The 11,950-nt window shown below is 64.4% G+C and carries 8 protein-coding genes; 5 read left to right on the top strand and 3 right to left on the bottom strand.

What is annotated here, in order from left to right; all coding sequences use genetic code 11:
- Nucleotides 1-128: 128 nt before the first annotated feature.
- The 3 genes from WS62_RS09075 to WS62_RS37350 form a co-directional block, all read right to left on the bottom strand.
- Entirely contained in the window at nucleotides 129-3,110 is a 2,982-nt protein-coding gene (locus tag WS62_RS09075) for a YjbH domain-containing protein (protein ID WP_066570325.1), read from the bottom strand.
- A gap of 1 nt (nucleotide 3,111) precedes the next feature.
- Nucleotides 3,112-3,756, bottom strand: a complete 645-nt coding sequence (locus tag WS62_RS09080) for a YjbF family lipoprotein (RefSeq protein ID WP_066570327.1) — start codon at nucleotides 3,754-3,756, stop codon at nucleotides 3,112-3,114.
- Nucleotides 3,757-3,840: 84 nt separating this feature from the next.
- Nucleotides 3,841-4,158, bottom strand: a complete 318-nt coding sequence (locus WS62_RS37350; RefSeq protein WP_197422800.1) for a hypothetical protein — start codon at nucleotides 4,156-4,158, stop codon at nucleotides 3,841-3,843.
- A gap of 795 nt (nucleotides 4,159-4,953) precedes the next feature.
- Here WS62_RS37350 and WS62_RS09090 point away from each other — a divergent pair.
- The 5 genes from WS62_RS09090 to rfbH are packed head-to-tail and all read left to right on the top strand — an operon-like array spanning nucleotide 4,954 to nucleotide 11,943.
- Nucleotides 4,954-7,515 (top strand): SLBB domain-containing protein, encoded by a 2,562-nt coding sequence (locus tag WS62_RS09090; protein ID WP_066570331.1) that lies wholly within the window; start codon nucleotides 4,954-4,956, stop codon nucleotides 7,513-7,515.
- Nucleotides 7,516-7,519: 4 nt separating this feature from the next.
- The gene (locus WS62_RS09095; RefSeq protein ID WP_066570333.1) at nucleotides 7,520-8,737 is read left to right on the top strand and encodes a GNVR domain-containing protein; all 1,218 of its coding nucleotides are present in this window, start codon (nucleotides 7,520-7,522) and stop codon (nucleotides 8,735-8,737) included.
- The gene (rfbF, locus tag WS62_RS09100) at nucleotides 8,734-9,510 is read left to right on the top strand and encodes a glucose-1-phosphate cytidylyltransferase (RefSeq protein WP_066570335.1); all 777 of its coding nucleotides are present in this window, start codon (nucleotides 8,734-8,736) and stop codon (nucleotides 9,508-9,510) included. The genes WS62_RS09095 and rfbF overlap by 4 nt, the downstream gene beginning before the upstream one ends.
- Nucleotides 9,501-10,586 carry a CDP-glucose 4,6-dehydratase gene (gene rfbG, locus WS62_RS09105; RefSeq protein ID WP_066570349.1) on the top strand — a complete coding sequence of 362 codons (1,086 nt, stop codon included), beginning with the start codon at nucleotides 9,501-9,503 and terminating at the stop codon, nucleotides 10,584-10,586. The genes rfbF and rfbG overlap by 10 nt, the downstream gene beginning before the upstream one ends.
- A 4-nt stretch (nucleotides 10,587-10,590) precedes the next feature.
- Nucleotides 10,591-11,943 (top strand): lipopolysaccharide biosynthesis protein RfbH, encoded by a 1,353-nt coding sequence (rfbH, locus tag WS62_RS09110; RefSeq protein WP_066570356.1) that lies wholly within the window; start codon nucleotides 10,591-10,593, stop codon nucleotides 11,941-11,943.
- The last annotated feature ends 7 nt before the right edge of the window (nucleotides 11,944-11,950 follow it).

Genomic DNA, 11,950 nt, shown 5'->3' on the forward strand with positions numbered 1-11,950 from the left:
TGACCCGCTTGGATCGCGGGATTTCAGCAGGCGTCGTCGATTGATCGCGCGCTCCACTGAAGGGCGCGGCGCAGCGACGCCGAACGCGCGCCGCCCCGAGGTTCCGCTCCATGCCGATGGCCGAGAATTCACGGCGATACTGCGCCGGCCGGCGGGCCATACCATAGACTGCGCGGGTCGCTCATGTCAGTGACCTCGTACAACGGATATTTGCGATCCAGCTTCGCACCGCCGTCGCGGGTCACGGGCGTCCAGCGCAGGTTCGCGACGCTGCTGCTCGAGCGCGTCATCATCGCGTCGAACGGGATCGTCAAGTAGATGCCCTTGTCGAAGCTGCCCTCCCCGAACTGGGTGGACGATACGTCGGTCTTCGTCGCATAGGCGCCGATCACGACGCCGTTGCGGAAGCGCCGGGAGATGTCGAGGGTCGCCCCCTTGTCCTTCGCCAGATACCGGCCGACGCTCAGGTTGACCTGAACACCTTGCCAGCCGGTATCCCAATAGGCCGTCACGTGTCCGGTGAGCGTCCTGTAGCCGCGCATCGAGAAGTCCTGGCGGAAGCCGCGCTGCCGCACCGCGTTTGCGTCGATGCCGATCGCGAGACGGCTGCCCTGGGGCCGATACAGCCACTCCGCGCCGACGCCCGCGAACATGCTTTCGAGCAGCCCTCCGTACACGCTGTAGAACTGATCGTTGCCGAGGCGTCCCATCTTCGTCAGCTGGAGCAGCGGCAGCGTGACGCGCGAAGTCGTCAGGTATTCGCGCAAATAGGTGCGCACGCGCGGCAGGTTGCTGCTCGCCGTGTAGGTGAACTTGCTGTAGTTGTCGACGAGCCCGACGTTCAGCGCTGCGCCGAGCCATGCGCCGCCCGGCACTCTCAGCTCGCCATATGCATTGGCCGAGACCTGATAGAGCAGGAATCCGTTCGGACCGCCGAGGGTCTGCTGATAACCCGGTCCGATCGACAGGACGAAGGCCTTGGGCGGCTGCGCGAACAGGGTCGGCAGCATGTCGATCGACTGATTCGCGAGCGGTCTGCCGAGCGTCACGGCGGATGCCTGTTCGCTCGGCGGAAGGGCGCGGGTGCGGTTCGCGAGCCACTGCGCGCGCTGCACCTGGTAGTCGGCGACGGGCGCGCCGTGTTCGAGCGCGACGACGTGAAAGGTGCGGATGTTGAGCGGCGCATCGCGATTCAAGATGGCCGCGATGCGATCGATGTGGTCGTGCAAGTAAAAGGCGTTGACGTAATCGAACGCGACGACGAGCTCCGTTCCGAGGGCATGGATGCTGCGTACGTGCCATTTCGTTTGCGCTTGCAGTTGTTGCGCGGTATCGGACCAGTCTCGCTCGAAGGCAGAGGGCGACGCGTGGTCGATGCGCGGTGTCGAGGCGACGATGGACCGAGCGTCGCCCGTCGGCCTGTCGTTTTGACGCTCGCGTGGCGCGGCGTTCACGGCGGGCTGCGTCGCCGGCGGCGGCGGCGGATTGCCCAGTTTGGGCATCGATGCATTCCCGAGATTGCCGTGCAGCGAGACGCCGAACATCACGCGCGTGCCGCGCTCGAAACCGAGACTCAAGTCGACGTTGCGGGTGGCGCGGTACACTGCGCCGAAGTTGAACGGCGTTCTGTCCTTCAATACCTCCCCGAACGGTTCGTGCCGATAGTCGTTTCCGTCGTATTCGGCCTTCAGGATGAGGCGTTCGTAGGGCGTTTGGTATTGCACGCCGCCAAATGGCGACACCCGCCCGCGAAACCACGAACTGTAGCCGAGCTCGCCGCCGTTCGGCGTCGAGCTTCCGACGCGGTTGTCGAAGCGGCGTCCGAAAGCGGCGAGCGGATTCGGCAAATTGCCGCGTGCGCCGACATAGCCCCAGCCCAGGCCGGCGCTCCAGTCGAACGGGCCCGTTCGCTTGCTTGCCACCACGTACTCGCCGGGGAAGAGTCCAGATCCCGCGATGTCGCGAAAGCCGAAGGCCACTTCAGGCAGATACGCCGATTCGCGCCATAGCCGGATTTTTGCGTCGATGCTCTTGTCCTTGTAAGTCTGGGTTCCGCTGAGTGAGACGGGCCCATAGGGTTGATTGCTGACATCCGTGTACCGGAATCCGATCTCCAGCCAGTGGAGCGGCTGCAACGTGAAATTGAGCCGCGTGTACGGACTGACGTGGCTCACGCTGATCGATGCTTCACCCGCGTCGTTCATCCGGGCCGTGGGCGTCTGCAAGATGCCGGCCGTGCCCCAGTCGCCTCCCGTCACGGGAAATTCGGCGGACCGCGTCGGCGCACCGGTCAGGAACTCGGTCTGATGAGCGGGCGCGAGGCGAGGGGCGGGCAACGGCGTGCCGTCGTCGAGTCCCGACACGCCCTGTGTCGCGAGAAATTCGATCAGCGCGCGCGACAGAACCGGCGTCCAGCGACTGCCGCGATCCGGCGCCCAGATCCAACTGCCCGGCGCGGGCGTATCTTGCGTTTCCCGGTTCCAGGCGGCCACCTTGCTTTCGCCGACCGTGCCGTCCGGCTGAGCAATCCATGCGACGTCCGGAGCGGCTCCGGGGTCGCACGCAAGCACGTACGGCAAGGCTTCGACGTCCTGCGCATGGGCCACCGTACAGAGTGTGCCGTCTTTGCGCACGACGGTGACGGTCGACGGGCGATCGGGAATCGTCACGATGTCGCCGGCTTCGAGATAGGGGTTGCTGGCGGGATTGGCCTGAAGCCACCGTCCATCGATTCGCGCTACGACCACGCGGCCGGTTGCGGGGCGCGCGGAAACCATCGCCGCAATGCGCGCACGGGCGGCCCGCGCGGCCGGCGTGAGCGCGGGCAGTGCGTCGATATCGGCGATCAGGCGGCGCTTCTTCGCTTGCTGTGCGGCGATTTCCCGGGTCGAACGCCAGCTCAGGCCGCTCAGGTACAGCGGGGCGGCGGCGGGCGACGCGCCGACGGGCGGGATTGGCTGACGGGAAGCCAGCCAATCGCCGAGAGACATGGGGGCGGCGATGGTCTCGTTCGCGCCGGCTTGAACGCTGAAGGGAATAGTGCATGCAAGCGCAACGGCCAGCCATGCGTAGCCGCGCCGATCGCGGCCCGCAGTCTTATGCGTCGGCATGCTAAAGGTTCACCGGCCAGCGTTGCCAACTGATGCAAAAGGTCTTGTCCAGGCACTGCTCGCCGTAGACGACCGTCGCCGCGCGGCCGACGGTCTTGATGGCATATCGGGCGGGCGGCAATGCGGCCGGACCTGTCGACGACTCGACGAACCAGCGCAAATCGGGATCGGGTTTCCCGTAGTAGGCCGTGCCGCCTGGCATGGAGATCGACGCGACGGTGAGCGTATCGGTCAGCCCATATGCGTAGCCGGGCATGACGTCGCGCCGCCGTTCGATGGTCGCGGTGCCTGAGACGCTGTCCCACGGCGGCTGCGCTGACAGCCGGACACTCGTCCATTCGACGGGCAACCCCGTGCCGCCGACCACGCGTCCGTTCTGCAGTCGCAACGTCTCCTTGCCGCCTCCGCTATACCAGGTCTCGATCGGCCCGAGCGGATCGCGATCGACGTAGCCGAGAATCATCAATGTCGCGCGGCCGCGAACCGAAATGCGCAGATAGCGATAGCGCGAATCGATTCGCGTGCCTTCAGTCTGGCGATGACCGACGCCCCAATACACATGGGCGACATCGGCAAGGCCTTGCATCGACGTCGAGCAGCCGCAAAGCAGAACGATCCAAAGCGGTAGCAGTAGGCGCACGGACATATCGGAGAGGGGAGGGCGGGTCTTTTCGCTTCTGCATAAGCGAAGGGCCCCAATGGGGCCCTTCGTTCGAGATTCGCTGGTTGGTCAGTGGGTGCCCGTCGTGCCGTTGCTGCCGCCTCCCGAGCTCGCCGCGACGCCGATCGCGACAGCGGCCGCGACGCCCGCGCCGACCGCGGCAATCGTGCCGACGCTCACGCCGCCAAACGTCGCCGCGCCTCCCGCTCCGGCTGTGCCGGCCGTGCCGGCTGCGCTTGTGCCGCCGCCGTTCAGGAGTACTCCCGGAGCCCGTTCCTGGGCTTGCAGATCGATGGCGGGCGCCGCAGTTGCCGGCGCATCTTGAGCATGAACGAAGGACGGTATCGCCAGGACCGTTGCGATCAAAGACGCATTCAGGGCTTTCATGGTTTTCAACTCCTGTGTTCTTTGGGCGGCCGCGCTCGCATGAATTGCAGTCGGCCTCATACTGGCAATCGAACTCCTGATGAGTATAGGCTATCTGTCTCGCTCTAGTGTGAATAACGATGCGGTCTGAAATTTCATATCGAATGAATTAATGTCGAGATAATTGCCGGTCGCGATTAAAATTCCGGAAGAAAACGGCATGATTCCGGATAAGGACGGTTGCGGTAGAAAAGACTAGTCCATGTTGGGAGAAGTTGCATTGAGTCACGCCGCAAGCCATGCCTTGCGAGGTCGATTTATCAGGCTTGGTCTATTCATTCTAAATATTCGGGTAATTGTTCGAGTAATTGAAATATCGGGCGATTGGATCGAGCGGTCGCTGCATGCGCAAGGGAAAACGCGCGAAACGATGAAACGCTGAACGAAATAATTTATGGTGCGCGTCGAAATATCCATCGCAGATCTTCTCGACGCGTGAAGCGCGGGTTCGATACCGATCTGCGTCGTACCCACGGGCGAAAGCGTTGTGTAGAATCCGTGACGCAGGCAGGAATGCAAGGTTAGGAGAATGGCGGACGCATGCCGCGAATCATGCGCGCCGGAAGGGACGTAAGCCGGATTGGCCGGCAATGGCCGCGAGCCCGTTCCATCACGCTGTTGTGACGTATATGGCGACAACGAGGCACTCGTCGAGAGCGTCCTCGAGCAGTACAGAGCCGGTAGTCAGGCTTTGATGCGGCGACGCTGTGTTGCAGAAAGCGAGATGTTCAATTGACCGAAAAGATAAAAAGCCGAATGAACGTCAAAAGACCTATCCTGCGGCGTGAGCTTTCATTGACCGGATTTCCTTTCCGCAATGGCCGTCCGTTCATTCGTGATGCGTTGCTGCGTTCGGTCGCGTTTTTGCGTCACGGTCTCCTGTGCTTTTCACTGTGCGCGTTCATTTGGCCGGCGCACGCGCAAGTCGTTTCGCTGGTTCCGTCCGCATCCGTCAGTTCGGATTTGCGCTCGGCCGTCCCGCTCCCACCGATCGACAATATGCTGTCGATCGACAGTGCCTCTACGCAGCCGGGAGACGCGCTTCAGTCGCCATCGCCGCCACCGCCGCCGCTGCCGGGGGCGAAACTGATCAAGGATGCCACCCTGAAGAACACGGGCCCGGTGAACGAGCCGTCGCGCGCATGCGGCCCGCTCGGATGTCGCGGCGATCCGATCGATTGCCCGCCGTCGGCAGGGGGCGGCCCGACATCCATCACGCGCAGGGCGGACGGCACGCCCGAGCTGCCGGATCTCTGCGGACGCGCGCGCGTCGCGTCCGCCGCGCCGCTGACCGATTTTCAGATCTTCGTACAGCAGAATATCGGCAGGGCGCTGCCGCTGTTCGGCTACAACTTTTTTTCGTCGACCACGACCTTTCGCTCGCTGGATAACGTTCCGGTTCCGGACGACTACGTCATCGGTCCCGGGGACGAAGTGCTGCTGCATGCGTGGGGCGGCGTCGCGGGCGATCAGCGGCTGGTTGTGGATCGCAACGGTCAGGTGAGCATTCCGGGCGTTGGCGTGGTGACGGTGGCGGGCGCGCGCGCTTCCGAGCTCGATACGCTGCTGCGTGGAGGGCTCGGCCGGTATTTCACGGATTTCAACGTGAATGCGACGCTCGGTCGTCTGCGATCGATCCAGGTTTATGTCGTGGGCAAGGCGATGGCGCCGGGCAGCTACACGGTGCCCGGTACGTCGACGATCATCAATGCGCTGTTTGCGAGCGGAGGCCCGGCGCTCAACGGGTCGATGCGTGCGGTGGCGCTGTATCGGAACGGCCGTCAGATCGCGACGCTCGACGTCTACGGCTTCCTGACCCACGGCACGGTGAAGGACGACGCTCATTTGCTGCCGGGCGATGTCATCGTCATTCCGCCCGCAGGGCCGCGCGTTGCATTGACGGGCGCGCTCGACGCCCCCGGTATCTACGAACTGCGCAAATCGGACGAGACGCTGCGTGAACTGCTGGACGACGCAGGCGGCATCACGGCGCTGACGAGTCTCGACCGGGTGATGATCGAGCGGGTGAATGCGGCCGACGGCGCCGCGCCGCGCTCCGTGCAAGACGCGCGGCTCGACGACGGCGGGCTCTCGACGGTCATGAAGGACGGCGACATCGTGACGCTGTCCATGGTGTCGCAGAAATTCTCGAATGCGGTGACGTTGCGCGGCAACGTCGCGGCGCCGCTCAGGTATCCGTACAAACAGGGGATGACGCTTGCGGACTTGCTGCCGTCGCCGGAGGCCGTGCTGACGCCGGACTACTTCACGCGCAAGAACATCCTGGTCGAGTATTCGAAGAGCGGCACGGCCGCCGAGGGCAGGCGGCCGTTCGACGGCGTACGGAATCTGGTCGACGAGCCCAACTGGCGTTACGCGATCATTCAGCGTCTCGATCCGGTCACGCTGACCGAAAACCTGATTCCGTTCAATCTGCGGGCGGTGATGACGAAAGGCAGCCCGGAAGCCGGCATCGCGCTGCAATCCGGAGATGTCGTGACGATCTTCGGCAAAAGGGATTTGCGCAATCCCGTCGACGACAACAAGAGTCTCGTGCGCGTGGACGGCGAAGTGCGCGCGCCCGGCGTCTACCAGCTGAATGCGGGCGAATCCCTGCGCGAGCTGCTGCAGCGGGCCGGCGGCCTCACGAGCAATGCCTATGTGTTCGGTGTCGAGTTCACGCGCGAGTCGACGCGCAACCAGCAGCAGCAAAATCTGAATGCGGCGCTCGAGCGCGCGACGCTGCAGGCGAACAGCAAACTCGCCGCCGCGGTGGCGAATCTACCGACCGGGGATACGCAGTACCTGCAGGCCCAGATGGCGGCGGCTCAGCAAGCGCAGCTCGTGCGACTCCGGGAGCTCAAGCCTACCGGACGCGTTTCCCTGGAATTGAACACCAGCGCAAGCCGCGTCAGCGATCTGCCGGACCTGCCGCTGCACGACGGCGACGCGATCTACGTGCCGCCGGTGCCGGCGTTCGTGACCGTCTACGGCGCCGTGGACAATCAGAATGCGGTGATCTGGAAGCTTCATCGGACGGTCGTCGATACGTTGAAAGTCGCCGGAGTTCAGCAGGACACGGCGGACCTCGATTCGGCATTCGTGCTGCGCGCCGACGGCAGCGTCGCATCGGCGAGCAATTACGGCTTGTTCGGCAGCTTTAACGCGCTCGAGCTGATGCCGGGCGACACGCTCGTCGTTCCCGAGAAGCTCGATCGGCGCTCCGGCATGACGAAGTTCCTTGCCGGTCTCAAGGATTGGTCGCAGGTGCTGGCCAACTTCGGCCTGGGCGCGGCTGCAATCAAGGTGCTCAGGTAAACCGATGGCTGAACGGAACGCCGCCCGCACCGGGCCCGCCGACGCCGGAACGCATGCGCCCAGGGGCCCCGCCCTCAGTCGTGCCGACGTGCTGATCGCGCTCGGACACGGCAAGGGGCTGATCGCGCGCATCGTGGCGGCGCTGGGCGCGCTGGGCGTCGTGTTGGCGCTGGTGCTGCCGCCCGTCTACCAGGCGAGAACGGTGTTGCTGCCGCCCGAAGAGTCGCACGGGCTGTTCGGCCGTTCGCTGGGCGGTCTCGACGCCGTGGCGGGCGTCGCGATGGGGCTTGAGCTCAAGACGCCGGACGAGCTGTATGTCGCCTTGTTGAAGAGCACGTCGATCGAAGACGGCCTGATCCGGCAGTTCGACCTGCGCAGCCGATATCGAGTCGACACGATGCACGCCGCTCGCAAGGCGCTGCAGTCGCGCGTCAACATCACCGTGGACAAGAAGTCCGGGCTCCTGAGCATTGCGGTGGACGACACGAATCCCGCCGTGGCGGCGGATCTGGCCAACGCGCACGTAGCAGCGCTCGCCAAGCTGCTCGACCGCATTGCTGTCACGGAGGCGCAGCAGCGGCGCGCGTTCCTCGAGAAGGAGGTTGCCAAATCGCGGAGCGCGCTCGCCAAGGCACAGGATGCGTATGTTCGGTTGCAGGCGAAATCGGGCGTCGTCAGCGTGGATGCGGACACGCAGCTCGCGATCCGGCACAGCGCCGAGATCCGCTCGCTGCTGGCCGCCAAGCAGATCGAGCGGAGCTCGCTTGGCACCTATGCGACCGCCGAGAATCCGCAGGTCAAGCGAATCGAGGCGGAAGTGGCGACGCTCAAGGCGCAACTCGAGAAAATCGAGAACGGCGATGCGGCGTCCTTCAGGGGAACGGATGCGGGCATGGCGACGCTGCGCAGCTACCGGGAAATGAAGTACCAGGAGAGCGTCGTGGACGTCCTGTCCCGGCAATACGAACTGGCGCGCGTCGATGAGGCGAAGAGCGGTCCGCTCGTGCAGCAGGTCGACGTCGCCGCGCCGCCGGAGAGAAAGGTCAAGCCGTCGCGGCTGCTCATCCTGCTGGGATGCCTGGCCGCGGGTGTCGTATTGGCGGTGACGGTGGTCATCGGCAGGGCGTTCGGCCGGCAGATGATCGACAGCGCCGAGAAAAGCGGTGATCTCGCGCGCCTCAAGCATGCCTGGACGATTACTTTCAGGAGAACGCGATCGTGAAGGCTGTCATTCTCGCCGGCGGGCTCGGCACGCGATTCGCCGAGGAGACGATTTCCCGGCCGAAGCCGATGATCGAGATCGGCGGCAAGCCGATTCTCTGGCACATCCTCAAGATGTACTCCCACTACGGCATCGATGAATTCATCATCTGCTGCGGCTATCGGGGATACGTCATCAAGGAGTATTTCGCGAATTACTTCCTGCACATGTCGGACGTGACGTTCGATGTGCAGAAGAACAGCATGGAAGTTCATTACCGCTACTCGGAGCCGTGGCGCGTCACGCTCGTCGACACCGGCGAGGCGACCATGACGGGCGGACGGATCAGGCGCGTGCGGCAGTACGTCGAGGGCGAAGACATGTTCTGCCTCACGTATGGCGACGGACTGTGCGACGTGGATCTCGGCCGGTTGATCGCGTTTCACCGCGAGCACGGCGGCAAGGCGACGCTGACCGCGGTTCATCCGCCGGCGAGGTTCGGCGTGCTCGACATTCGCGCTGATCGGCAGGTCGTCGATTTCACCGAGAAGCCGCGCCTCGACGGCGGCATGATCAACGGCGGGTTCTTCGTGTTGTCTCCGTCGGTCATCGATCTCATCGACGGCGATTCGACCGTCTGGGAGCGAGAGCCGCTCGAGCGGCTCGCGAGATCCAACGAGCTCAGGGCTTATCCGCACGACGGATTCTGGCAGTGCATGGACACATTGCGCGACAAGCTGCTGCTCGACAGCATGTGGGCGGCGGGCAGCGCGCCTTGGAAAAAATGGAATTGACGATGGCCGCCACCGATCCTCATTTCTGGCGGGCGAAGCGCGTGCTCGTCACCGGGCATACGGGCTTCAAGGGAAGCTGGCTTTGCCTGTGGCTGCAATCGCTCGGCGCGCGCGTCCACGGCCTCGCGCTGGAGCCGTCGTCCCGTCCGTCGCTGTTCGACGAGGCGCGCGTCGGGCAGCGCATGTCCGGCGCGATCGGCGACATACGCGATTACGGCGTCGTCCACCGGGCGATCGCCGACTGCATGCCGGAGATCGTGATTCATCTCGCTGCGCAGCCCCTCGTGCGCACCGCCTATGCGGACCCGTTGCTGACGTACGGAACCAACGTCATGGGCACGGTCAACCTGCTGGAGGCGCTGCGACGGACCGGCTGCGCGCGAGCGGTCGTCAACGTCACCACGGACAAGTGCTACGAGAACAGGGACTGGCCTTGGGGCTATCGCGAAAGCGACGCGCTCGGCGGCCACGATCCGTACAGCAGCAGCAAGGCGTGCTCCGAGATCGTCAGCAGCGCTTACCGTCGCTCGTTTCTCGGACAGGACTCGGTTGCGCTCGCGACCGCGAGAGCCGGCAACGTCATCGGCGGTGGAGACTGGGCCGCGGACCGTCTCGTGCCCGATGTGCTCGGCGCTTTCGCCGACGGCCGGCCGGCGGTCATCCGCCATCCGCACGCGGTTCGGCCGTGGCAGCACGTCCTGGAGCCTTTGTCGGGTTATCTGCGGCTCGCCGAGCGTCTATACGTCGATGGAAACCAGTGGGCGGACGCATGGAACTTCGGTCCGGACGAGGCGGAGACGCGCACGGTCGAGTGGGTTGTTTCGCGGATGGCCCGCATGTGGGGCGAAGATGCGCGATGGCGGCGCGATGAAGGAAGCCATCCTCACGAAGCCGCGCAATTGAAGCTCGACGTGTCGAAAGCGCGGGCGGAACTGGACTGGCGAGCGCGGTGGCGCCTGATGCGCGCGCTCGAATGCACGATCGCATGGCATCGCGCGTGGCTGGCGCGCGAGGACATGAGAGCCGTGTGTCTCGAACAGATCGCCGAATTCGATACTTCAGCCGAGACGAACTAGACACATGGATACCATCAGCACTCCTTCCGTGCCGGACGCCGCGAGAAGCGCGGACGTCATCCGTGCAGAAATCGCCGCGCTGGTCCAGGAGTATGCGAACGCAACGCAGGCGCGCGGCCCGTTCGTCCCCGGCCGGACGCCGGTGCCGGTATCCGGCAAGGTGATCGGCGCGTCGGAATTGCAGCACATGGTAGACGCGAGTCTGGACGGCTGGCTGACCACCGGGCGTTTCAACACGGCCTTCGAAAGCAGGCTGGCACGCTATCTGGGCGTCGAGCATCTCATCACGGTGAATTCCGGCTCATCGGCGAATCTCGTCGCGTTTTCGACCCTGACTTCCGACCGCCTCGGCGAGCGCGCGATCCGCCCTGGCGACGAGGTGATCGGCGTGGCCGCGGGGTTTCCGACGACGGTCAACCCGATTCTGCAGTTCGGCGCGGTGCCCGTGTTCGTCGACATCGCGCTCGGCACGTACAACATCGATGCGACGAAGATCGAAGCGGCGATATCGCCCAGGACCAAGGCAGTGATGCTCGCGCATTGCCTGGGGAATCCGTTCGACGTCGAGGTCGTCACGTCGCTGTGCCGCAAACATGGGCTCTGGCTGATCGAGGATTGTTGTGACGCATTGGGGGCGCAGTACGACGGGCGGCTCGTCGGGACGTTCGGCGATATTGCCACGCTGAGCTTCTACCCCGCACATCACATCACGATGGGCGAGGGCGGCGCGGTGTTCACCAACGACGACGAACTGAAGCGCATCGCCGAATCGTTTCGCGACTGGGGCCGGGATTGCTATTGCGCGCCCGGCGCGGACAATACCTGCGGCAAACGATTCTGTCGGCAGCTCGGCGGGCTGCCGCATGGCTACGACCACAAGTACACGTACAGTCACTGCGGCTACAACCTCAAGATTACCGACTTGCAGGCCGCCTGCGCGCTGGCGCAGATGGATCGTCTCGACGGATTCGTCGCTCGGCGCCGCAGCAATTTCGCCTATCTGACAGAGCGGCTATCGCGTTGCGACGCGTTCATGCATCTGCCGCGAGCCACCCCTCGCTCGAATCCGTCGTGGTTCGGCTTTCCGCTGACGCTGAAGGAAGACGCGGGCGTCCGGAGAGCGGATCTGATCGACTACCTGAACCAGAACGGAATCGGCACGCGACTGCTCTTTGCGGGCAACGTGACGCGCCAGCCGTACATGAGGGATCGGCAATACCGGGTGAGCGGGGATCTGACGGTCACGGATGCAGTCATGGAGCGGACGTTCTGGATCGGCGTCTTTCCGGGATTGAACGAGGACATGCTCGATTACGTGTGCACGAAGATCGAGACGTTCCTGGGCATCGGCTTTTGAGAGGGCG

Source organism: Burkholderia sp. ABCPW 14 (assembly GCF_001523835.1).
GTDB lineage: Bacteria > Pseudomonadota > Gammaproteobacteria > Burkholderiales > Burkholderiaceae > Burkholderia > Burkholderia mayonis.